22 protein-coding genes are annotated in these 23178 nt (G+C 65.6%); 16 read left to right on the top strand and 6 right to left on the bottom strand.

Annotated elements, in window-relative coordinates; all coding sequences use genetic code 11:
- Nucleotides 1-66 precede the first annotated feature (66 nt).
- Together FNJ84_RS08945 and FNJ84_RS08940 are read left to right on the top strand one after the other, a co-directional pair.
- Nucleotides 67-2214, top strand: a complete 2148-nt coding sequence (locus tag FNJ84_RS08945) for a YjbH domain-containing protein (RefSeq protein WP_143792761.1) — start codon at nucleotides 67-69, stop codon at nucleotides 2212-2214.
- Nucleotides 2211-2876, top strand: coding sequence for a YjbF family lipoprotein (locus tag FNJ84_RS08940; protein ID WP_143792760.1), 666 nt, complete (start codon nucleotides 2211-2213; stop codon nucleotides 2874-2876). Before FNJ84_RS08945 ends, FNJ84_RS08940 begins: the two co-directional genes overlap by 4 nt.
- A 181-nt stretch (nucleotides 2877-3057) precedes the next feature.
- Here FNJ84_RS08940 and FNJ84_RS08935 read toward each other — a convergent pair whose 3' ends face one another.
- From FNJ84_RS08935 to FNJ84_RS08920, 4 genes are all read right to left on the bottom strand, one after another.
- On the bottom strand, nucleotides 3058-3288 hold the full coding sequence (locus FNJ84_RS08935) for a hypothetical protein (protein ID WP_143792759.1): 231 nt from the start codon (nucleotides 3286-3288) through the stop codon (nucleotides 3058-3060).
- 192 nt (nucleotides 3289-3480) lie between these two features.
- Nucleotides 3481-4263 (bottom strand): metal ABC transporter permease, encoded by a 783-nt coding sequence (locus FNJ84_RS08930; RefSeq protein WP_143793036.1) that lies wholly within the window; start codon nucleotides 4261-4263, stop codon nucleotides 3481-3483.
- The gene (locus FNJ84_RS08925) at nucleotides 4256-5062 is read right to left on the bottom strand and encodes a metal ABC transporter ATP-binding protein (RefSeq protein ID WP_143792758.1); all 807 of its coding nucleotides are present in this window, start codon (nucleotides 5060-5062) and stop codon (nucleotides 4256-4258) included. Before FNJ84_RS08925 ends, FNJ84_RS08930 begins: the two co-directional genes overlap by 8 nt.
- Nucleotides 5059-5571 carry a Fur family transcriptional regulator gene (locus tag FNJ84_RS08920; RefSeq protein WP_143792757.1) on the bottom strand — a complete coding sequence of 171 codons (513 nt, stop codon included), beginning with the start codon at nucleotides 5569-5571 and terminating at the stop codon, nucleotides 5059-5061. Before FNJ84_RS08920 ends, FNJ84_RS08925 begins: the two co-directional genes overlap by 4 nt.
- Before the next feature lie 92 nt (nucleotides 5572-5663).
- Here FNJ84_RS08920 and FNJ84_RS08915 point away from each other — a divergent pair, with 92 nt between their 5' ends.
- The gene (locus FNJ84_RS08915; protein ID WP_255471118.1) at nucleotides 5664-6641 is read left to right on the top strand and encodes a zinc ABC transporter substrate-binding protein; all 978 of its coding nucleotides are present in this window, start codon (nucleotides 5664-5666) and stop codon (nucleotides 6639-6641) included.
- Nucleotides 6642-6746: 105 nt separating this feature from the next.
- Nucleotides 6747-6923, top strand: a complete 177-nt coding sequence (gene hemP, locus FNJ84_RS08910; RefSeq protein ID WP_143792756.1) for a hemin uptake protein HemP — start codon at nucleotides 6747-6749, stop codon at nucleotides 6921-6923.
- Between the two features lie 3 nt (nucleotides 6924-6926).
- Here the strand turns inward: hemP and FNJ84_RS08905 are convergent, their stop codons facing one another.
- Nucleotides 6927-8600 carry a pseudouridine synthase gene (locus FNJ84_RS08905; protein ID WP_143792755.1) on the bottom strand — a complete coding sequence of 558 codons (1674 nt, stop codon included), beginning with the start codon at nucleotides 8598-8600 and terminating at the stop codon, nucleotides 6927-6929.
- Between the two features lie 144 nt (nucleotides 8601-8744).
- Between FNJ84_RS08905 and FNJ84_RS08900 the strand changes: the two genes are divergently transcribed.
- From FNJ84_RS08900 to FNJ84_RS08845, 12 genes are all read left to right on the top strand, one after another.
- Nucleotides 8745-9197, top strand: a complete 453-nt coding sequence (locus FNJ84_RS08900) for a nucleoside deaminase (protein ID WP_255471116.1) — start codon at nucleotides 8745-8747, stop codon at nucleotides 9195-9197.
- A 62-nt stretch (nucleotides 9198-9259) separates the two neighbouring features.
- A complete protein-coding gene (locus FNJ84_RS08895) occupies nucleotides 9260-9775 on the top strand; it encodes a 2Fe-2S iron-sulfur cluster-binding protein (protein ID WP_143792754.1) in 516 nt (171 codons plus the stop codon).
- Nucleotides 9772-10767 carry a xanthine dehydrogenase family protein subunit M gene (locus tag FNJ84_RS08890; RefSeq protein WP_143792753.1) on the top strand — a complete coding sequence of 332 codons (996 nt, stop codon included), beginning with the start codon at nucleotides 9772-9774 and terminating at the stop codon, nucleotides 10765-10767. The genes FNJ84_RS08895 and FNJ84_RS08890 overlap by 4 nt, the downstream gene beginning before the upstream one ends.
- The gene (locus tag FNJ84_RS08885) at nucleotides 10764-12884 is read left to right on the top strand and encodes a xanthine dehydrogenase family protein molybdopterin-binding subunit (RefSeq protein WP_143792752.1); all 2121 of its coding nucleotides are present in this window, start codon (nucleotides 10764-10766) and stop codon (nucleotides 12882-12884) included. The genes FNJ84_RS08890 and FNJ84_RS08885 overlap by 4 nt, the downstream gene beginning before the upstream one ends.
- 88 nt (nucleotides 12885-12972) lie before the next feature.
- Nucleotides 12973-13923 carry a hypothetical protein gene (locus tag FNJ84_RS08880; RefSeq protein ID WP_143792751.1) on the top strand — a complete coding sequence of 317 codons (951 nt, stop codon included), beginning with the start codon at nucleotides 12973-12975 and terminating at the stop codon, nucleotides 13921-13923.
- A 117-nt stretch (nucleotides 13924-14040) separates the two neighbouring features.
- A complete protein-coding gene (gene dctP / locus FNJ84_RS08875) occupies nucleotides 14041-15027 on the top strand; it encodes a TRAP transporter substrate-binding protein DctP (protein ID WP_143792750.1) in 987 nt (328 codons plus the stop codon).
- 57 nt (nucleotides 15028-15084) lie between these two features.
- Entirely contained in the window at nucleotides 15085-15594 is a 510-nt protein-coding gene (locus tag FNJ84_RS08870; RefSeq protein ID WP_143792749.1) for a TRAP transporter small permease, read from the top strand.
- A 1-nt stretch (nucleotide 15595) separates the two neighbouring features.
- The gene (locus FNJ84_RS08865; RefSeq protein WP_143792748.1) at nucleotides 15596-16912 is read left to right on the top strand and encodes a TRAP transporter large permease; all 1317 of its coding nucleotides are present in this window, start codon (nucleotides 15596-15598) and stop codon (nucleotides 16910-16912) included.
- A gap of 31 nt (nucleotides 16913-16943) precedes the next feature.
- Entirely contained in the window at nucleotides 16944-18452 is a 1509-nt protein-coding gene (locus FNJ84_RS08860; RefSeq protein ID WP_143792747.1) for a malonyl-CoA synthase, read from the top strand.
- 57 nt (nucleotides 18453-18509) lie between these two features.
- Nucleotides 18510-18944, top strand: coding sequence for a type II 3-dehydroquinate dehydratase (gene aroQ, locus FNJ84_RS08855; RefSeq protein ID WP_143792746.1), 435 nt, complete (start codon nucleotides 18510-18512; stop codon nucleotides 18942-18944).
- Nucleotides 18945-18948: 4 nt separating this feature from the next.
- Complete coding sequence (locus FNJ84_RS08850) at nucleotides 18949-19998, top strand: Gfo/Idh/MocA family protein (protein WP_221931949.1); 1050 nt, start codon at nucleotides 18949-18951, stop codon at nucleotides 19996-19998.
- 77 nt (nucleotides 19999-20075) lie between these two features.
- On the top strand, nucleotides 20076-20837 hold the full coding sequence (locus FNJ84_RS08845) for an HpcH/HpaI aldolase/citrate lyase family protein (protein WP_143792745.1): 762 nt from the start codon (nucleotides 20076-20078) through the stop codon (nucleotides 20835-20837).
- A 4-nt stretch (nucleotides 20838-20841) separates the two neighbouring features.
- Here FNJ84_RS08845 and FNJ84_RS08840 read toward each other — a convergent pair whose 3' ends face one another.
- Complete coding sequence (locus FNJ84_RS08840; RefSeq protein ID WP_143792744.1) at nucleotides 20842-23175, bottom strand: aldehyde dehydrogenase family protein; 2334 nt, start codon at nucleotides 23173-23175, stop codon at nucleotides 20842-20844.
- Nucleotides 23176-23178: the final 3 nt, after the last annotated feature.

Genomic DNA, 23178 nt, shown 5'->3' with positions numbered 1-23178 from the left:
CAGGGCTGTGCGCAGCCGCGCTGTCCCGTTAACATGGCCGAAATACCGACAGGAGACCTCAACGCCATGCGCCCATCGCGACTGCACCGCCATCTGCTGGCGACCACCTTGCCTGTGGCCCTGCTGATGGCCTCGGGCGGCCAGACAGCCATGGCCGAGACGCTGATCGGCCAGGGCATGAACGCCTATGGCATGCCCGGCGCCATCGACACGCCGACCGCCGAACTTCTTGACGACGGCACCCTTGGCGGCTCTGTCGGCTATTCCGATTACTCGCGCCGCAACACGCTGGTGTTTCAGGCGATGCCCCGGCTGACCGCCTCGTTGCGCTATTCCCGTCTTGAGGGGCTGGACGACAATCGAGGCTATGTCTGGGACCGTTCCTTTGACATGCGCTTCCGCCTGCTGAACGAGGATCCCGAGGGCTGGCGCCCGGCGGTTTCGGTCGGGCTTCAGGATTTCATGGGCACTGGCATCTTCTCGGCCGAATATCTGGTCGCCACCAAGACGCTGTCGCCCCGGCTGCGGGCCAGCCTTGGTGTGGGCTGGGGCCGTTTGGGGGGTGAATTCCGGCCGCCCACCGATCCGGGCGAAGGCGGCAAGCTGAATTACGAGGACTGGTTCACGGGCCAGGCCAGGCCCTTCGGCTCGATCACCTGGCAGGCCACCGACCAGTTGCGGCTGGTCGCGGAATATTCGACCGATCCCTATGCCATCGAGGTCGGCGAGGGGCAGGAAGCCCCTGACAGCAAGATCAACCTTGGCGCCAATTACCGCTTTGGCGAGAATTACGAGATCGGCGTCTATACGATCGGCGGCAACAGCTTTGGCGCCCAGTTCAGCGTCGCGCTGAACCCGCGTCAGGCGCCCTTCCCCTCGGGTCTGGAAAAGGCCGCTGCCCCGGTTCGCCCGCGCCCCGCGCCCAGTGCCGATCCCGAGGGCTGGTCGGGTGTCTGGGCCAGCGATCCAACCGCGCATCCCGCCATTCAGACGGCACTTGGCGATGCGCTGCGGGGCGAGGGGCAGCTGCTGGAATCCATGGCGCTGTCGGCCGACCGGGCCGAGGTCCGCATCCGCAACAACCGCTATATCCAGCATGCCGAGGCGATCGGCCGCACGGCGCGGCTGATGACGCGCGCCCTGCCGCCTTCTGTCGAGACCTTCGTGATCACAACCTCGGCCGACGGCCTGCCGACCAGTTCGGTCACACTGCGGCGTTCCGATGTCGAGCGGCTGGAAAACTCCGAGGCCGGCCAGATCGCCAATGCCGCGCTGTTGACCGACGCCGATCCGCGCCCGGCCGGGCTGATCCAGACCCCCGGCCTGTTCCCGCGCCTGCAATGGAGCCTGCGCCCCTATCTGTCGACCTCGCTGTTCGACCCTGACCAGCCCTTCCGCTATGAGATCGGCGGCCAGGTCAGCGCGAAATACGAGATCATGCCGGGGCTGGTTCTGTCCGGCAGTATCAAGCAGCGCGCCTTCGGCACGATCAAGCAGGACGCGCCCGGCAGCATGACGGTCGATGAATACGAGGCGCAAACCGCTGATGTGAACGAAAACGGTGTTCCCAGGGTGCGTTCGGACAGCCGGATGTATTCGGGCAACAAAAAGCCCAATATCCCGGAACTGACACTGAACTGGTATGCCAAGCCTACAGACACGGTCTATACCCGCGTGACCGTGGGCCTGCTGGAACGCGCCTATGGCGGGGTCTCGGCCGAGGCGCTGTGGAAGCCGGTCAATTCACCGCTGGCTTTGGGCGCCGAGATCAACCGCGTGCGCAAGCGCGATTTCGAAGATGCCTTTGGCTTCCGCGATTACGAGGTCACCACGGGCCATGTCTCGGCCTATTACGAATTTGGCGGCGGTTTTGTCGGTCAGGTCGATGTCGGGCAGTATCTTGCCGGCGATCGTGGCGCGACCGTGACGCTGACCCGCGAATTCGCGAATGGCTGGCGCGTGGGCGCCTATGCCACCAAGACGGATATGAGCGAAGAAGATTTCGGCGAAGGTTCGTTTGACAAGGGCATCACCATCTCGTTGCCGCTGGCCTGGGGCACCGGGCAGCCGTCGATGCAGCGGGTTGGCGGCGATCTGCGCTCGCTGTCGCGCGATGGCGGGTCGCGGCTGAAGGTCGATGGCCGGCTGTATGACAATGTGCGCGAAAGCCATTCGGGCAAGCTTTACGAAGGTTGGGGGAAATTCTGGCGATGACCGGCACTATCACGAAGGGCGCGCTTGGTATCGCCTTGCTTTCGCTGCTGGCGGCCTGTGGCACGCAGGACGAGGAAGGGTCGGGCGGCGTTTCGACCCTTGGCATCGCCAGGCAGGCCGCAGGGCAAATTCTGGCCGAGCGTCGCGCCGCCAGCCAACCGCAGGCCCCCGCCCGCACGCCAGAACAGATGGCGGCCGAGGCGCTGCGGGTGAACCCCGGGCCGCTGATCCTTGTGGGGCTGGAATCGGCCGGTCGCACGCAAGTTCTGGCCATGACCGGCCAGAATGGCGCCATGCGCACCTATATGACCGAGAACGAACAGGCGCTGATCCTGCGCAACGGCATGCTGATCGGCACGCGCGGGCTGGGCAATGACATGTCGGTAACCGAGCCGGCCACGGAATCCCTGATTCGCGCCGGCCGTGCCGGCACCGCGCAGCGGGTGATCCGCTATTACGCGGGCGACGGGCTGGAACGGCCGCTGACCTTCAACTGCACGGTCGGCGCGGGCCCCAATCCCGGTGTCATGGTCGAGAACTGCGAAGGGCTGGGCGTGACCTTCCAGAACAGCTTCATGGTCCAGGGCGGGCAGATCCCGGTCTCGCGCCAATGGGCCGGCCCTGGGCTGGGCTATATCACGGTTCAGACCCTGCGCCCCTGACCGCCTGAACCCAGCCCCCTGACAACGAAAAACCGCCCCTCGCAGGGCGGTTTTTTCATGGCCCCAAGGGCCGCCGGTTTTGGCGTTTGATCGGCCGGCAGCCAAACCGTGAATCATGCGCAAATGAAAAGGGCTGGCACAAGGCCAGCCCTTAGTCGAAATCCCACAAGGGGAAATTCGATTACTCGGTGGTCGCAGCTGCGTCGTCGTCGTCGTCGTCCGAAGCGACGGCAGCGATCACGCCCAGCAGCAGCAGGGCGGGAACAACCAGGCCGGCGTTCGACGAAGCGGGCTGCTCGTCGACAACGACGGGCTCGACTTCAACGACGGGGGCGACATAGCCACCGGCCAGAGCCGAGGTAGCGGTCAGGCCGAGGACGGCGGCGAAAGTAGCAAATTTGGTCATGATCATGCTCCGTTTCATATGACAGATGCCGTCTCCGGCAACATCGCTGCGACAGTTGCATAAACCCGTTCCTTTGAAAAGCCGGGTCACTTCAGAATCCCGGCGGGTTTGCGCCCACTGTTGCATATTCGCCAACACCGCCAACGCGGCCCCAGTTCCCGTAATTCTGTCGCAATTTCGGACCGTTGCATTCCTGCACTAACCCTTGCGGAAGATCGCGCCAAATGCAAAGACCCCCGCCGCCGCCACGACGATCGAGGGGCCGGCGGGCGAATCCAGCCGCAGGCTTGACCACAACCCCGCAGCGACCGACAGCGCCGCCACCCCGGTTGCGATCATGGCCATCTGTTCGGGCGTGCGCGACCAGGTGCGGGCCGCCGCCGCCGGGACGATCAGCATGGCCGAGATCAGCAGCGCACCCACGATTCGGATTGCCACGGCCACGACAAGCGCCAGCGCCACCGCCAGAATCAGCCGTTCAAGCCGGGTGTCGATTCCGGCGGCCATGGCCAGTTCCTCGTTCACGGTGGCGCTGACCAGCCGCTGCCAGCGCCAGATCAGCAGCCCCAGAACCAGCAAGGCGCCGCCCCAGATCCACGCCAGATCCGCGCGACCAACCGCCAGAATGTCGCCGAACAGAAAAGCCGTCAGGTCGACCCGCAGCCCCGGCACGAAACTGGCCGCCACCAGCCCAAGTGCCAGCGCCGAATGCGCCGCCACCCCCAGCAGCGTATCCATCGCATGCCCCCGCCCCACCAGCGCCGAAACCAGCAGCGCCATGGCCAGCGCCACCGCCAGCGTGCCGGCATAGATCGAGACCCCGAAGGCAAAGCTTAGCGCAACGCCCAGAATCGCCGCATGGGCGGTGGAATCGCCGAAATAGGCCATGCGCCGCCAGACCACGAAACAGCCCAGAGGCCCCGCCGCAATGGCCAGTCCCAGCCCCGCCAGAACCGCGCGGACAAGAAAATCGTCAAGCATGGTGATGACCCCGCGGATGCGCATCATGGGGATGGCCGTGATCGCCGTGGTGATCAGCGCCATGATCGTGATCGTGATCGTGATCGTGATCGTGATCGTGATGATGGCGATACAGCGCCAGCGTGCCCTCGGATTCGGCGCCGAACAGGGCGCGATATTCCGGCGCGCTGCTGACCTGCTGGGGCGTGCCCTCGCAGCAGATATGCCCGTTCAGGCAAAGCACCCGGTCCGAGGCCCGCATGACCACCAGAAGATCATGGCTGACCAGCAGGATCGCGGCGCCGGTTTCGGCCCGAATCTGCTCGATTAGCTTGTAAAAGGCAACGATGCCCGGCTGATCCAGCCCCTGCGTCGGCTCGTCCAGCACCAGAAGCTGCGGATCATGCAGCAGCGCGCGCGCCAGCAGCACGCGCTGGAACTGGCCGCCCGAAAGCTGCGTGATCTGGCGCTGCTCGACCCCCTCGACACCGACCCGGCGCAGCATCGCGGCCGCCTCGGCATCGGCCACACGGCGCGGCAGCGACAGAAAGCGCCGCACCGTCATCGGCATGGCGGTGTCGATGTGGACGCGCTGCGGCACATAGCCGATGCGCAGCCCCGTCAGGCGCATCACCCGCCCGGCTGCCAGCGCCACATGCCCCAGCAGCGCCCGCACCAGGGACGATTTGCCCGAGCCATTCGGCCCGACAACCGTGACGATCTCGCCCGGTTCAATGCTGAAATTCACATTATCCAGCACCGGCTCGGTGGTGCCGGGGCGATGGATGCCAAGACGCTCGGCCCGGATCAGCGCCGTCATGGCCGCACCTCGGCGCCGGCAGCACAGCGGTCGCACAGGCCCAGCACCTCTACCGTCATCCGTTCCACCGAAAATCCCGAATCGCCCGCAGCCTGCCCGACCGCATCGCGAATCGCGGGGACGTCGGCCTCGGCCACCTTGTTGCAGGACCGGCAGATCAGGAATGCCGGCGCATGGTCATGGCCGGGCGTCAGGCAGGCGGCAAAGGCATTCAGCCGCTGGACCCGATGCGCCAACCCGTGCTGGACCAGAAAGTCCAGCGCCCGATAGGCAACCGGCGGCTGGCTGCCAAAGCCCTCGGCCGCCAGGCGTTCCAGCACCTCATAGGCGCCCATCGCCTGATGGGTTTCCAGCAGGATCTCCAGCGTCCGCAGCCGCACCGGGGTCAGCCGCACGCCCTGCTGCCGGGCCAGATCGACCGCAGCCTGCATCGCCTGACTGCGGCATGCGCCATGATCATGAGGGGTAAAGGCCGTGGCCTCGGTCGAGGAAGGGGAAGATCTTGCCATGGGTGATTTTATAACATGATGGTTGACTTGTTATCTTATTACATTCAAACCGTGGTGCTGTTCAACCTGTTCCCCAATTCTCGAAGGATCCCATGCGCATCCCATCCCTGTCGCGGCCTGCGACCATGGCATTTGCCCTGACCGGCATGACCGCCCTGACTGCCTTGACGGCCAGGGCCGAACCGCCCCTGATCGTCACGGACATCCCTGCGACCGGCTCGCTGGTCCAGCAGGTTCTGGGTGATCTGGGCGACGTGCAGGTGCTGCTGCCGGCCGGAGGCAACGCCCATCATTATCAGCTTCGCCCGTCACAGGCGGCAAGCTTGCAGGATGCCGGGTTGCTGATCTGGGTCGGGCCGGAACTGACGCCCTGGCTGGCACGGGCGGCGGAATCGCTGACACAGGGCGTTTCATTGCCGCTGCTGGCGCTGCCGCAAACGCAGCATCCCGGCGGAACCGCAGAGGATCACGACCACGCGGCCCATGATCACGACCACGAACATGATACCGACGACCACGACCAGGATCATGGCGGCATTGATCCCCACGCCTGGCTGGATCCGCAAAACGGCAAACTTTGGCTGGCGGCCATCGCCGAGGCCCTTGCCAAGGCCGATCCAGAACATGCCGCAACCTATACCGAGAATGCCCGTCTGGGTGCGCAGCAGATCGACCAGACCTCTGCCGCGCTGACCGCGGAACTGGCTTCCGTCGCGGGGCAGCGCTTTGCGGTTTTCCACGACGCCTATGGCCATTTCACCGGCAGGTTCGGCTTGCAACCCGCCATTGCTCTGGCGCTTGGCGATGCCGCCACGCCTTCGGCTGCTCGGCTGTCGGCAATTCGCGACGAAATGCTGGCCGGTGACATTCGCTGCATCTTTCCCGAAACAGGCCATGACCCGGCAGTCATCGAATCGCTGATCGACGGCACGGATATCCGCATCGGAGACATGTTGGACCCGGCCGGCGCAAGCCTGGTGACCGGCAATGGCACCGGCGACAAGCAGCTGTATCCCGCCATTCTGCAAGGCCTTGGCCAGACAATAACCGGCTGCCTAAGCAGCGAATAACAGGCAGGAATCTGCCGGTGGCGGATTCCTGACTCTTTTCCTTTGACATATCCGACCATTATTGTCAGATTTCAGTCAGGCCCTGTCGAACGGAAGGACGAACCCATGACCGCCACCCGCCCCGCCGAGTTCACCCGCCCCGGTGTCACCATTCTGAACAGCCTGCCCGCCCATGACGCCGAGGCCCTGACGGCCGGCGGCAATCAGGCGCTGATCGTTCTGGGCGAACAGGTCTATCAGCTGCGCATCACCCGCGCAGGAAAGCTGATTCTGACGAAATAAGGATCAGCCGCGCGGCGCGCGCGGCTTGCCACCACCGGGGCGACCACCACCAGGACGGCCGCCCTTGCCTGCAAATGGCTTGCCACCACCCGGCTGGCCACCCTTGCGGGGACCGCCCGGCTTGAAGCCTTCGCTGCGGGGCTTGAAGCCTTCGCCGCGGGGCTTTCCACCTTCGTCACGCGACTTGAAGCCACCCGCATTACGCGGCTTGAATCCATCGTCGCGGGATTTGAAGCCCTCGCCGCGCGGCTTGTAGCCCTCGCTGCGGGGCGAGCCACCGTCATCGCGGGATTTGAAGCCACCCGCATTGCGCGGCTTGAATCCCTCGTCACGGGATTTGAAATTCTCTCCACGCGGTTTGTAGCCGCTGGCCGAACGGGCAGCCGCGTCATCGCCATCCCGACGCGAATAGGGCTTGTCACCATCCCTGCGGGCGAACGGCTTGCCACCGTCGCGGTTACCGTAAGGCTTGCCGCCGTCGCGGTTCCCGTAAGGCTTGCCGCCGTCGCGGCGGGCAAAGGGCTTGCCGCCACCGCTGGCCCGCTCGGGCCGTTCCCCATCACCGGCGTCGCGCGGCCTGGATGACCAGCGCGGCTTGCGATCATCGTCCTTGCCAAATCCACCCGCGCCGCGCGAACCGCCGCCAAAGGGCTTGCGGCCGCGATCGTCGCGGCTGTCGTCACGTTCGCCATCGCGGCTGCGGAAGGGGCGCGGTCCGTCACCATCCTCGCGCCGGCGGAACGGCTTGCGCCCGTCATCGGCACCCGCGAAACGGGCTGGGCGCGGTCCGCGCTCGCCACCACGATCGTCGCGGCCCCGCCCGTCATCATCCCGGTCGCCGAATTTCCGATGTTCGCGGGGGCCATCCCGATCGGCACCGCGTTCACGGAACTCGCGCGGCTTGTCCTCGACCTCTCCGGTCAACAGCCCGCCCAGCTGATCGCGCAGGGTGCGGCGCTTGACTTCGCGGACCTCGTTTTCCTCCATCCCGGTCAGCTTGAAGGGGCCATAACCGATGCGGATCAGCCGGTTCACCTGCATGCCAACATGGGCCATGGCGCGGCGAATCTCGCGGTTGCGGCCCTCGCGGATGCCGACGGTCAGCCAGGCATTCGCGCCCTGCTGGCTGTCCAGACGGACCTCCATCGGCTGAAAATCCTCGCCCTCGATACTGACGCCCCGGCGCAGCGGATCAAAGGTCAGGTCGGTCGGATTGCCGTTCACCCGCACGCGATAGCGGCGCAGCCAGCCCGTCGAAGGCAGTTCCAGCCGCCGCTTCAACTCGCCATCATTGGTCAGCAGCAGCAAGCCTTCCGAGTTCAGGTCAAGACGGCCGACCGACATCACCCGCGGCAGGTCGCGCGGCAGCGCGTCGAATACCGTCTGACGGCCCTTTTCATCGGATTCCGAGGTGACCAGACCAAGCGGCTTGTAATACATCCACAGCCGGGTTTCCTGCGGCGCATCCAGCGGCTTGCCATCGACCTTGATCTTGTCAGAGGGCAGCACGTCCAGCGCCGGCGAGGCGATCTTTTCGCCATTCACCGTCACGCGGCCTTCGATGATCATGCGCTCGGCGTCGCGGCGGCTGGCCACGCCGGCGCGGGCGATCACCTTGGCGATGCGGTCGGCTTCGGCCGGTTTTTCGGGATTCGGGCTGTGGGGGGTATCGGTCATGGCGATCTCTCCTGCGCATCACTGCGGTGGTTGAAAGCGGGTTTAATACGCCTGCGCGTCCTGAAAGGAAAGGACGAACTGCATGCCGCCCCCCCGCAACGGTCTGCTATTGCGCAACCGGCCCGCAGGCTTCACAACGTGCCGATGCGCGCCTTTACCTCGCATATGCAACAGGCCCTGGCGCAGGCCCGCGCCGCCGCCCTGCGGGGCGAGGTGCCTGTGGGCGCGGTGCTGACCGACCCAAAGGGCCGTGTCGTCGCCGCAGATGGAAACCGCACGCGCGAACTTCACGATCCGACCGCCCATGCCGAGATTCAGGTGATCCGCGCCGCCTGCCGCGCCGCCGGGTCGCAGCGCCTTCCCGGCCATGCGCTGTGGGTGACGCTGGAGCCATGCCCGATGTGTGCCGCCGCCATATCCGCCGCGCGAATCGAGATCCTGTATTTCGGGGCCGACGATCCGCGCATGGGTGGTGTCAGCCATGGCGCACGGGTCTTTGACCATCCCCAATGCCACCACCGCCCCCAGATCTATGACGGAATCGCGGCGGACGAGGCCCGCCAGCTGCTGCAACGGTTCTTCGCCCAGCGGCGCTAGCCTCGGGCTTTACAACGCCCGGCCGGCCCTTACTGTGGACGGACGCAATGGCAGGGGGATCCATGTCACCACGCATCAGGCTGACCGTTGATGGCGGGCCCGTCGATCTGGCCATTGATCCGCGCCTGACGCTGCTGGACGTGCTGCGCGACCGGCTGGGGAATTTTTCGGCCAAGAAGGGCTGCGACCACGGGCAATGCGGGGCCTGTACCGTGCTTGTGGATGGGCGGCGGGTGCTGTCCTGCCTGTGCCTCGCCCTGTCCCATGACGGGGCCGATGTGGTGACGGCGGGCGGTCTGGGCCGGCCCGGCGCGCTGCATCCGATGCAGCAGGCCTTCATCGACCATGACGGGCTGCAATGCGGCTATTGTACGCCGGGGCAGATCTGTTCGGCCGTGGGCATGCTGCGCGAATTTGCCGATGGCGCGCCAAGCCACGCCACCGCCGACCTGACCGCCAGCCCCAGCCTGACGGATGACGAGATCCGCGAGCGTATGTCAGGCAATCTGTGTCGCTGCGGGGCCTATGCCAATATCCTGACGGCGATCCGCGACGTGGCCGAGGGCCGTGCGGAATGACGCCCTTTGACTATATCCGTGCCGCCGATCCGGTTGATGCTGTGGCGCAGTTGCAGGCAGGCGGCACATTGCTGGCGGGCGGCACGAACCTGATCGACCATCTGAAGCTGGGCATCGCCACACCGACCCGGCTGATCGACATCAGCCGCCTGCCCCTGACCAATATCGACGAATTGCCGGATGGCGGCCTGCGCATCGGCGCAATGGTCCGAAACAGCGATCTGGCTGCCAACCCGCTGATCCGCGCGCGTTTTCCCCTTGTCGCACAGGCGCTGCTGTCGGGGGCATCGGGTCAGCTGCGCAATATGGCCTCGACCGGCGGAAACCTGATGCAGCGCAGCCGCTGCGTCTATTTCCAGAACCTCGCCACGCCGTGCAACAAGCGCGATCCCGGCAGCGGCTGCCCTGCGCGGGAGGGCTTTGGCCGCCATAACGCGATTTTCGAGACCGGCGGGCAGTGCATGGCCGTGCATCCCTCGGATCTGTGTGTGCCGCTGGCGGCACTGGATGCGATGGTCATCGCGCTTGGGCGGCAGGGCGAACGGCGCATCCCCTTTGCCGATTTCCATCGCCCGGCCGGCGATACCCCGCAGCTGGATACCAATCTGGCCGGTGACGAGCTGATCACTGCGATCGAACTGCCGCCCCTGCCCGCCACGGCCCGATCCAGCTATCGCAAGATCCGGGACCGGGCCTCGTTCGCCTTTGCGCTGGTCTCGGTCGCTGCCGCGCTGGAGATTCGGGATGGCAGGATCCAGGACATCCGGCTGGCGCTTGGCGGGGTCGCGCATCGCCCCCACCGGGCACGGCTGGCCGAACAGTCGCTGCGCGGGGCACGGGCGACGGTTCAGGCCTTGCGCGACGCGGCCGAGGTCGAACTGGCGCAGGCGCAGACCGGCCATGACAATGGCTTCAAACTGCCCATGCTGCGCAATGCCATCGTCGCCGTGCTGGCCGGTCTGGCCGGCATTGACGAAAGCCCAGCGCCATGAACCGCCCTAATGATCCCCGCAATATCGGCGCCCCGCGCCGTCGGATCGACGGGCCGCTGAAGGCCAGCGGCACCGCGCCTTATGCCTATGAACATCCGGTCGATGACCCGCTGTGGCTGTGGCCCATCACCGCCACGCTGGCCAAGGGCGAGATCACCCGGATCGACACCAGTGCTGCCGAGTCCCTGCCCGGCGTCGAACTGGTGCTGACCCATCTGAACGCGCCCCGACTGTGGCTGGGCACCGATGCCTCGCTGAAGGTGCTGCAATCGCCACAGATCGCGCATTTCGGCCAGTTCATCGGCGCAGTGGTGGCGGCGGATGCCGCAACCGCGCGGCACGCGGCGGGGCTGGTGCGCGTCACCTGCCGCCCCCTGCCCTTCGAGGCCGCCTTCACCCCGGACCTGCCCGACCTGCCTGTGCCCAAAAAGGTCGGCGGCGAGCCGGGGCAGCGATCGCGCGGTGACATGGATGCGGCGTGGGCAGCTGCCACACACCGGATCGACGGGGTCTATACCCACCCGGTACAGCATCATAACCCGCTGGAACCGCACGCCCTGATCGCGCGCTGGCGAAAGGGCGGTGGCCTTGATCCAAGAAAGACGCGGCTGACCCTTTGGGACGCAAATCAGGGCGTTCTGACCGCGCAACTGTTTCTGCCCCCGCTTCTGGGGCTGTTGCCGAACCAGATCGAGATCATCGCCCCCTATACCGGCGGCGGTTTCGGCGGCAAGGGTCTGCCGCTGCCCCATGTAGTGCTGACGATTCTTGCGGCGAAGAAGCTGCGCGGTCGGGCGGTGAAATACGCCATGACCCGGCAACAGATGTTCGCCACAACCGGCCACCGCCCCGCCAGCCATAACCGCATCCGCCTGGCCGCCGATGATCAGGGCCGGTTGCTGGGGATCGAGCATCACATCACCGCCCCGGATTCGCGGCTGAAATCCTATATCGACGCCTCGGGCGGGGGGCCGCGGATGATCTATGCCGCGCCGGCCTGCCGGACCATCTATCACCGGCAGGTGCTGGATACCGCACCGGCCACCTTCATGCGCGGGCCGGGCGAGTTTTCGGGCATGTTCGCGCTGGAAACGGCGATGGACGAACTGGCCCATGACTGCGGCGTCGACCCGGTCCAGTTGCGCCTGCGCAACGAACCTGCAACCAACCCCGATACAGGCAAGCCCTTCAGCACGCGCAACCTGACCGCCTGTCTGACCGAGGGCGCGGCGGCCTTTGGCTGGGCCGACCGTGCCGCCATGCCGGGCCAGCGGCGGCAGGGCGAATGGCTGATCGGGATGGGCGTGGCGGCGGCCGCATTTCCGCATGTCCATATGCTGCCGACGCGCTGCCGCATCCGGTTCCGGGGCGGACGCTATGTCGTGCAACTGGGTGCCAGCGATATCGGCACCGGCGCATGGACCGCGCTGACCCAGATCGCCGCCGATGCGCTGTCCGTGCCAATGGACCGGGTGCAGCTGGAAATCGGCCGCACCGGCCTTGCGCTGGCCATGGTCGCGGGCGGCAGTGCGGGCACCTATAGCTGGGGCGGCGCGATCATCCGGGCGGCGCGGAAGTTCCGTGGCAAATATGGCGAGACACCGGCCGAGGGCGCGCATGTCGTGGCCAGCAGCGGGCCGCCCAAGGGCTATAAGAACCAGTCGATGCATGCCTATGGTGCGCATTTCGCCGAGGCGCGGGTGAATACCGTCACCGGCGAGGTGCGGGTGCCGCGCATGCTGGGCGCCTATGCGGCGGGCCAGATCATCAACCCGGTCACCGCGCGCTCACAGATGATTGGCGGCATGACCATGGGGATTTCCGCCGCTCTGCACGAGGAAAGCGTGACCGACCCGCGCTTTGGCCATGTGGTGAACGCCGATTTCGCCGGCTATCACATCGCCGCCCATGCAGATATCGGCCGGTTGGATGCGATCTGGATCGACGAGTTCGACGAATGGTTCGGCCCCACCGGCGCCAAGGGCATTGGCGAAATCGGCATCGTCGGCGTGCCGGCGGCCGTCGGCAATGCGATCTTCAACGCCACCGGCATCCGCCTGCGCGACATGCCCTTTACCCCCGACAAGCTGTTGATGGCGGGGCCGGACCTGCGCTGACCCTGCCTGCGTCGGTTGGCTTTGCTTGCCGGAATGGGTGAAGCCGACTAAATTCGGTCATCGTAAGGGTTCTGGCTTTGGGGGTGATATGATCGTGACATTCCAGCGCGAAACGGTGGCGGCGCAGCGGGCGGCGCAGGGTGTGACCCGGCGACAGTTCGCCCTCGGCTCAGCGGCGGCAATGGCAATCCTGGCCGCTGCGGCAGGCCGGGCCTGGGGGCAGGAACCGCTGCCCAGGCTGCGCATTGTCGAATCGGGCCACAGCCTGACCGATGGCGTCATGGAACCGCTGCGCGACATGATCAACGCCGCTGGCGGGCGTGGCACCACGCTGGTCAAATCCACCATTCCCGGCAGCCCGATGGAATGGCGGTGGGAGCACCCGGCCGAGCCGAACCTGCGCGACCCCGCCGCCATGGCCCAGTTCGACCTGATGGTCATCACCGAGCGCGTGTCGCTGTCCAACACCCTGCCCTTTCACAGGTCCGAAGAAATGGGCCTGCGCTGGTTCGAACAGGCCTGGACATACGGCAAGGACGGCCAGGGGGCGGCGACCATCCTGTATGCCACCTGGGTCGACATCGATTCCGGCCCCGATCACGAAAACCCCTATAAGGACTCGGATGGCAAGATCCCCTTCCGTCAGCGGATGGACCGCGAGATGGTGCTGTGGGAACAGATCGCAAACCACGTCAACAAGAACCGGCCCGAGGGCTCGCCCGCGATGAAGGTGATCCCCGGCCCGCTGATCATGGCCGCCGCCTATGACGCGATCGCCGCCGGCGAGGCGCCGGGCCTGACCGAGATGCAGCAGCTGTTCGAGGATGTGATCCACCCCAACGAGCTGGGCAAATACCTGATCGCCCTGGCCCATTTCGCGGTGATCTATAACCGGGACCCACATGGCCTGCCCGCAGGGGTGCCCGCGCGTGGCGGCACCAGCCCCGAACAGGCCGCCTGGATGCAGGATCTCGTCTGGCGTGTTGTCTCGGGCTATCCTGGGGCGATGACCGACGGATCGGGGCAACTGGATTACTAGGCCGCGAATGCCCGGCGTTGTTGCGCCAGGCCCGCATCTTCGTCAAAGTGATCCCGCAGGGATGGTCCGACCCAGGCGTTGAGGAGCGCGCGGCCCACCCCCAAAGGGAGGAAAACCATGAAAAAGACGACTTTGGCCGCATCGGCGCTGATGCTGGCCCTGCCGGTTGCCGTGCATGCGCAGACCCTGAAGGCCAGCCACCAGTTCCCTGGCGGCAAGGGCGATGCCCGCGACGAGATGGTGCAGATGATCGCCACAGAAATCGCAGCGGCGGATGTGGGGCTGGATATCCGCGTCTATCCCGGCGAATCGCTGTACAAGGCCCGCGATCAATGGAGCGCGCTGACCCGTGGCCAATTGGACATCAGTTCCTTCCCGCTGGATTACGCATCCGGCCGGGTGCCGCAGTTCAGCGTCACCCTGATGCCGGGGCTGGTGCGCAATCACGAACGCGCCGCGCGGCTGAATGACAGCCCGTTCATGGAATCCATCCACAAGCTGATCGAAGATCAGGGCGTGCTGGTGCTGTCCGATGCCTGGCTTGCCGGCGGCTTTGTCAGCAAGAAAAACTGCATCGAGGCGCCCGAAAGCATCGCCGGTCAGGTCACCCGCGCGGCCGGACCCGCCTTTGAGCAGATGCTGGTCGGCGCCGGAGCATCGATTTCGTCGATGCCTTCGTCCGAAATCTATACCGGCATGCAGACCGGTGTGCTGGATGCAGCCAATACCTCATCGGGGTCGATGGTCAGCTATCGCCTGTTCGAACAGGCCACCTGCCTGACCGCGCCGGGCGAAAATGCGCTGTGGTTCATGTATGAGCCGATCCTGATTTCGAAAAAGGTCTATGACCGGCTGTCGCCCGAACAGCAGCAGGCGCTGATGGATGCGGGTCAAAAGGCCGAGGACTGGTTCGCCCAGCAGGCCGCCGGCCTGGATGATGCGATGATCAAGCAGTTCGAGGATGCGGGCGTGCAGGTCGTCAGCATGACCGGCGAAAACTACGACGCCTGGCTGCAAATCGCGCAAGAGACCTCGTATAAAAAGTTCGCCGAAGAGGTCGAGGGCGGCAAGGAGTTGATCGACCAGGCGCTGGCCGTCGAATGATCCGGGCGGGCGGGGCGCAAACGACCCCGCCTGACCTTTTCCAGGCGAGGGACGGGGATGAGGGCCTATCTGGCAATTCTGGGCTGGGCCGCGCGGCTGTGTGGCTGGGCGGCGATGGCGCTGTTGGTGGCGGCTGTGGTGGTCGTCACGCAAATGGTGGTGATCCGATATGTCATGAACGGATCGACCATCTGGCAGACTGAATTCGTGATCTATTCCACCACGGCGGCGATGCTGCTGGGGTCGCCCTATGTGCTGGCCCTGCGCGGGCATGTCGGCGTCGATGTGCTGGTGCAGGCGGCCAGCCCCGGCTGGCGCCGGGTGATGGAACTGATCGCCGCCATCGCCTCGATCATCTTCGTTGGCGCGATGACCTGGTCGGGCGTGCGTTTTCTGGTCGAGGCGATCCATGGCGGCTGGACGACCGACACGGTCTGGGCCCTGCCATTGTGGATTCCGTTCTGGCCGCTGCCGGTGGCGATGGGGCTGATGCTGTTGCAATTGCTGGCCGATATCGTGCTGGCGCTGCGACCCGACCTTGCCCCGCCACCGATGGAAGAGGTCTGAGATGTCGCCCGCCCTTGCCGGTTTCGCCGTTCTGATCGCCCTGCTGGTCCTGCTGGCCGCCGGCACGCCGATCGCCTTTGCCCTTGGCACCGTGGCCATCGTCGCGCTGGTCCTGTCCGAGGGCTTCTTCGTGCTGGATGGCGTGGCCGAGACCTTCTGGGTCGGCCTTGCCAATTTCGGCCTTGTCTCGATCCCGATGTTCATCCTGATGGGGGCGGCCATCGCCTCCAGCCCGGCCGGGAAAGACCTGTACGAGGCACTTGACCGCTGGCTGTATCGCGTGCCGGGCGGGATGGTCATGTCGAATATCGGCGCCTGTGCGCTGTTTGCCGCGCTGTCGGGATCCAGCCCCGCCACCTGCGCCGCCATCGGCAAGATGGGCATTCCCGAAATGACCAAGCGCGGCTATCCCGACAGTCTTGCTGCCGGGTCCATCGCGGCGGGTGGCACGCTTGGCATTCTGATCCCGCCTTCGGTCACCATGATCGTCTATGGCATCTCGACCGAAACCAGCATCGGACGTCTGTTCCTTGCCGGGTTGATGCCGGGGCTGATGCTGACCCTGCTGTTCATGGCCTGGGCGCTGTTCGACTGCTGGCGGCGCGGCATTGGCCTTGGCGATCTGACCCGCCGCTATTCCCTGGCCGAGCGGTTGGAAAACCTGCCCCGCGTGTTGCCCTTCCTGATGATTGTCGCGGCGATCCTGTTCGTGCTTTACGGCGGCGTCGCCACGCCCTCCGAGGCCGCAGGCGCGGGCGCGCTGATCTGCATCCTGCTGGTCGCGGTGATCTACAAGATGTGGAGCCCGCGCCCGATGGCCGCGATCTTTCGCGATACCATCCGCGAGGCGGTGATGATCATGCTGATCATCGGCGCGGCGGAACTGTTCGCCTTCGCGCTGTCATCGCTGTTCATCACCCAATCGCTTGCGGGCTGGATCGCCGGGCTGGAGGTGAACCGCTGGGTGCTGATGGGGATCATCAACCTGTTTCTGCTGTTCGCCGGCTTCTTCCTGCCCCCGGTGGCGATCATCCTGATGACCGCGCCGATCCTGATGCCGATCCTGGATGCGCATGGCTTCGATCCCTATTGGTTCGCCGTCATCCTGACCATCAACATGGAAATCGGCCTTATCACGCCGCCGGTCGGGCTGAACCTTTACGTCATCAACTCGATCGCGCCGCGTATCTCGCTGCGAGACATCCTGATGGGCTCGTTGCCCTTCGTGGGCATGATGGTGCTGGGGATCGTGATCCTGTCGATCTTTCCGCAGATCGCGACCGGGCTGCCGGACCTTGTGATGGGGCCGGTCAGGTGACAAGACAGAATAAAAGAACCGGGGGGCTGTCATGACCAACACGCTTTACGACGCTTTGATGGGGCCGCATCAGGGGTCCGAACGCGCCTTTCTGATCCTGCCTGACGGCAATGCGCTAAGCTATGCCGATATCGACCGACTGTCGGCGCGGCTGGCCAATCTGCTGGTGGCCAAGGGCGTCGCGCCCGGCGACCGGGTGGCCGCGCAGGTGGAAAAATCGCCCGAGGCGTTGGCGCTGTATCTGGCCTGTCTGCGCGCGGGGGCCGTGTTCCTGCCACTGAACACCGCCTATACCCCGGCCGAGATCGCTTATTTCGTCGGTGACGCCGAACCTGCGCTTGTCGTCTGCGACCCTGGGCGCGAAGGCCAGCGCGATGCCTTCATGGGTATGTCAACCGCACCGCTGATGACGCTCGCCGGAAATGGCCGTGGCAGCCTGATGGATGCGGCGGCCGATATGCCAGACAGCCAGACGCCGGTGGAACGCGGGCCCGATGATCTGGCCGCGATCCTTTACACGTCGGGCACGACGGGCCGGTCGAAGGGCGCGATGCTGAGCCACCGGAACCTTTTGTCAAACGCACAGGTGCTGGTGGATTACTGGCGCTTCACGGCTGATGACGTGTTGCTTCATGCGCTGCCGATCTTTCACACGCATGGGCTGTTCGTGGCCAGCAACATCATGATGATGGCCGGCGGCGCGATGATCTGGCTGTCGAAATTCGACGCCAGACAGGTCATGTCGCTGATGCCGCAGGCGACATCCATGATGGGCGTGCCAACCTTTTATACCCGGCTTCTGGATCAGCCCGGTTTTGACCGCGATCTTGCGGGTCATATGCGTCTGTTCACATCGGGCAGTGCGCCCCTGCTGGCCGAAACCCACCGCGCGTTCGAGGCCCGCACAGGCCAGCGCATTCTTGAACGCTATGGCATGACCGAAACCAATATGAACACCTCGAACCCGTACGAGGGCGAGCGGCGGGCGGGCACCGTGGGTTTTCCCCTGCCGGGCGTCGAGCTGCGGATCATGGATGGCGGCGCCGAGGTCACGCCGGGCGGGATCGGCACCATCGAGGTGCGCGGCGCCAATGTCTTTCAGGGCTATTGGCGGATGCCCGAAAAGACCGCCGAGGAACTGCGCCCGGATGGCTGGTTCATTACCGGCGATCTGGCAACGGCGGACCCGGACGGCTATGTCACCATCGTCGGGCGCGGCAAGGATCTGATCATCTCGGGCGGGTTCAACGTCTATCCCAAAGAGGTGGAAGAGGTCATAGACGCCCTGCCCGGCGTGCTTGAAAGCGCGGTAATCGGCCTGCCGCATCCCGATTTCGGCGAGGGTGTGGTGGCAGTGGTGGCGCGCCAGCCGGGGGCCGAACTGAACGCAGCCGCGATCATTGAGGGGCTTGCCGACCGGCTGGCCAGGTTCAAGCAGCCCAAGCAGGTGATCGTGGTCGACGAATTGCCGCGCAACACCATGGGCAAGGTGCAGAAGGCCGCCTTGCGTCAGGAACATGCGGCGCTGTTCGGGGGCTGACCACCCGTCGCATCGGCGCTAGAACGGCATCAGTCGCGGCTGATCTGGGGAAAGCGGATGAAGACGATCTATGTGCTGAACGGGCCTAACCTGAACTTGCTGGGCAAGCGCCAGCCCGAGATCTATGGCCGCGAGACGCTGGAGGATGTGGAACGCCTGTGCCGCGACACCGCCGGCGCGGGCTATGCCATCCGCCTGCTGCAATCGAATTACGAGGGCCAGATCGTCGACTGGATCCACGAGGCCCGTGAACAGGCCGTGGGCATCGTCATCAACCCTGCGGCGCTGACCCATACCTCGGTCGCGGTGCTTGACGCGCTGCACACGTTCGAAGGCCCGGTGATCGAGGTCCATATCAGCCAGGTTCACAAGCGCGAGGCATTCCGCCACCATTCCTATGTCTCGCTGCGCGCCGATGGGGTGATCGCCGGGCTGGGGATCGAGGGCTATGCCGCTGCGACACGTCGTATCGTCCAGCTGACGAAAGGCTAGGCCGGTGGTCCCGCCGGCCAGTCGCATCGCAGTCGTCGGCGCCGGTCTGATCGGCCGCGCCCATGCCAGGGCCATTACGATCGCGCCCGGCGTGACGCTGGCCAGCTTCACCGATCCGACGCCTGCGGCCGAAACCGCCGCGTCTGAATTCGGCGTGCCCCTGTTCGACCGAATTGAAACGATGCTGGCCGCCGGCTCCGCGGACGGCGTTATTCTGGCCACGCCCAACCAGCTGCACGCATCGGGCGCGCTGGCCTGCATTGCCGCCGGTCTGCCGGTTCTGGTGGAAAAGCCGCTGGCCTCGGATCTAGCAAGCGCCCGCGCCATCGTAGATGCGGGCGAACAGGCCGGCATCCCTGTCGCCACCGGCCATCACCGCCGCCACAACCCGCTGATCGTGAAAGCCAAGCAGCTGATCGCAGGCGGAACGCTTGGCCGCATCGCCTCGGTCCAGGGCAGCGCCATGTTCCTGAAACCGGACGATTATTTCGAAGCCGGCTGGCGGCGTGCCCAGGGTGCCGGCCCGGTCTATCTGAACCTGATCCATGACATCGACCTGATGCTGCATCTTTGTGGTCCGATCACCCGGTTGCAGGCGATGGAATCCAGCGCCATTCGCGGGTTTGAGGTCGAGGACACGGCAACCATAACCCTGCAATTCGAGAGCGGCGCGCTTGGCACGGTGAATGTCAGCGACACCGCGCTGACGCCGCTTAGCTGGGAGTTGACGGCGCGGGAAAACCCCGCCTACCCGGCCACCTCGCAGGATTGCTACTGGATCGCGGGCACCGATGGCTCGCTTGCCCTGCCCAGCCTGACCCTGTGGACCAATCCCGGCCAGCGCGGCTGGTGGCAACCGATCAGCGCCACCCGCATTCCCTTCGATTTCGCCGATCCACTGGTCTTGCAGGCGGCGCAATTCGGCCGGGTGATCCGGCGCGAGGAACCACCGCTTGTCACCGCACGCGACGGTCTGGCCGCGCTGGAGGTGATCGAGGCGGTCAAGCAGGCCGCCGCCAGTGGCCAGATTGTGGTGCCCGGACAGGGCGGATGACGGGTTGCAATACCGGTCCGGCGCGGCAAGAATTGTATACCAAATATCCCACGACTCAGCCGTAAGGACATGCGCCAATGGATCTGCCGAAAAACGCCTTCAAAGCCGCGATCAAGGCCAATCAGCGCCAGATCGGCGTCTGGTGCTCGATCCCCGATCCCAGCAATGTCGAGCTTCTGTCAAATTGCGGCTATGACTGGATTCTGCTGGATGCCGAACATACGCCGATGGATTCCACCGACCTGATGCCGCTTTTGCGGGCGGCGGCGCCCTATCCGATCACCGCCATCGTGCGGCCCGGCTGGAATGACGCGGTGGATATCAAGCGGCTGCTGGATGGCGGCGCGCAGACCCTGCTGATCCCCTATGTCCAATCGGCGGACGAGGCGCGGGCGGCGGTGGCCGCCGTGCGTTACCCGCCGCTTGGAATGCGGGGCGTGTCGGGGCTGTCGCGGGCCTCGCTTTACGGGGCGATCCCCGACTACGCCAATCGCGCGCATGAAGAAATCTGCCTGCTGATCCAGTTGGAAACCCTTGAGGCGCTGGAGCATCTGGACGAGATCGTCACCATCGAAGGCATTGACGGGGTGTTCATCGGGCCTGCTGATCTTGCGGCTTCAATGGGGCATCTGGGCAATGCCGCCCACCCCGAGGTCAAAGCCAAGATCGTCGAGACCATTCAGCGGCTGACAGCTGCCGGGATGCCTGCGGGCTTTCTGTCGCCCGACCAGAATCTGGCCCGCGCCGCCGCCGATGCGGGTGCGGTTTTCGTGGCCGTCGATATCGACACGGCACTGATGCGCCGGGCGGCTGTCGCCCGACGCGCTGAATGGGCGTGACCCCCTAGTAAGCCGCGCTGCCGGTCCCGGCGGGCAGCGCGCCATAGGGCAGCCAGATGGTCTTGGTCTGGGTGGCGTGGCGCAGGAAGCTTTCGCCCTGCGCCTGCGGGCCGGTCCAGTCGCGGTTCTCGGGCGACCAGACGGGCTTCAGATTGCCGCCAGCAGCCTTTTCCACGCCCGCCAGACCGGCGCTGTCGCCGACATACCACAGCGCCGCGACCTCATCATGGGCGGCCAGCACGCGGGCCAATTCGTCCTTCACCCCGGTCACGATATTGACCACACCGCCCGGCAGGTCCGAGGTATCGAACACCTGATAAAGGTCCAGAACCGGCAGCGGATCGTCCTGCGCCGGGATCGCCACGACGGCATTGCCCATCGCGATGGCGGGCATGACCAGCGACATGAACCCGGCCAGCGATTGCCCGTTCGGGCAGGCGATGCCGATGACGCCGTAAGGCTCGGGCAGGACGTTCACCAGATGACCGGGTTTGGCCTGCACATTGCGGCCATCGAACTTGTCGGCCCAAGCGGCATAGTGAAAGGCGCGGTCGATGGTGGCCTGAACCTCGGCCTTGCTGGTGCGTTTGGCGAACTCGTCAGCGCGGGCGGCAAGGTTTTCGGCGATGTAATAGAGGACCTGCGCACGGGCGTGCCCGCCCATGCCGGCCCATTTTCCGGCCTTGGCTGCGGCCTCGACGGCGTTGCGGATATCCTTGCGGCTGCCAAGCGGCGCCATGCCGCCCGGCACGGCATAATTCGCGCCGCCATCGGGGCGCTTCTGCGCGCCGCCGATATAGAGCTTGGCCGTGCGGTCGATGCCGCCGCCCTTGCCCTCACCGCCGGGGGCGGTGAGGGGGGCGCTGGCCTCGGGTTCCTTGCGGGCGCGCACGGGCGGTTCGGCCAGATAGTCCAGCATGCCGGTAAAGCCGCCCTCGCGCCCGAAGCCGCTTTCGCGATAGCCGCCAAAGGGCGCCGCCGCGTCGAAGAAATTGGCGCAGTTGATCCAGACCACGCCCGCCTTGATCCGCGCGGCCAGATCGGTGGCGACGGTGGCGCTTTCCGACCAGACCGAACCCGCCAGACCGTAGCGGGTGTTATTGGCCAGCTCGACCGCCTCATCCGCCGTGCGGAAGGTGGACAGGGTGGCGATAGGGCCGAAGATTTCCTGCTCCATCCCCGGATTGGTCGGGGTGATATTCTTCAGATAGCCCGGCGCGATGAAACAGCCCTCGCCCGGCTGGCCGCCGACCAGTTCGGCGCCCGCATCGGTGGCGGCGCGGCAGATGGCCTGAATGCGGTCCTTCTGCACCGGATCGACGATGGCGCCGACATCGGTGGATTTGTCCAAGGGCGGGCCAAGGCGAAGGTTCGACATGCGCGCGTTCAACAGCGATTCAAAGCGCGGCGCCACGGCCTCGGCCACGAGGATACGCGAACCGGCGCAACAGACCTGACCCTGATTGAACCAGATGGAATCCACGACGCCCTCGACAGCGGCGTCAAGGTCGGCGTCCTCCATGACGATGAAGGGCGATTTGCCGCCCAGTTCCAGCGTCAGCTTGCGGCCCGTGCCCGCCAGTTGGGCGGCAATGGCGCGGCCCACTTCCGTCGAGCCGGTGAAGGCGATCTTGTCCACATCCGAGGCCACGATGGCCGCCCCCGTCGCACCGTCGCCGGTGACGATATTGACCACGCCCGCAGGCAGGCCGATTTCCTGACAGATTTCGGCAAAGGCCAGCGCGGTCAGGGGCGTGTATTCGGCAGGTTTCAGAACGACTGTATTCCCGGCGGCCAAGGCGGGCGCGATCTTCCAGGCCAGCATCAGCAGCGGAAAGTTCCACGGGATGATCTGGCCGCAAACGCCAAGCGGCGCATGGCCGCGAAACTGGCTGTCGCGCAGTTCCGCCCAACCCGCGTGATGATAGAAATGCCGCGCCACCAGAGGCACGTCGATATCGCGGCTTTCGCGGATCGGCTTGCCGTTATCCAGCGTCTCCAGCACCGACAGGAAACGCTCGCGCTTCTGCACATGCCGCGCGATGGCATAGAGGTAGCGCGCCCGTTCCGACCCCGACAGCGCCGCCCAGCCCTTTTGCGCGCGGCGCGCGGCCTTGACGGCGGCCTCGACATCGTCAGCCGTGCCCTGCGTCACCTCGGCCAGCGCCTGCCCGGTCGAGGGGTCGCTGGTGGTAAAGGTCTGGCCCGGCTTGGTGAACTTGCCGCCGATGAAATGGCCGAACGGACCGTTCGCCCGCCGCCAGTCGCGCACGGCGGCGCTGTCTTCGACCGAGGGGCCGTATTCCATGCTGTTCATGAGTTCGCTCACGCTGGTCATAAT

The sequence above is a fragment of the Paracoccus sp. M683 genome (assembly GCF_007096355.1).
Lineage (GTDB): Bacteria > Pseudomonadota > Alphaproteobacteria > Rhodobacterales > Rhodobacteraceae > Paracoccus.
The sequence above is the reverse complement of the archived record's forward strand: the minus strand, read 5'-3'. Positions and strand labels throughout refer to the sequence as shown.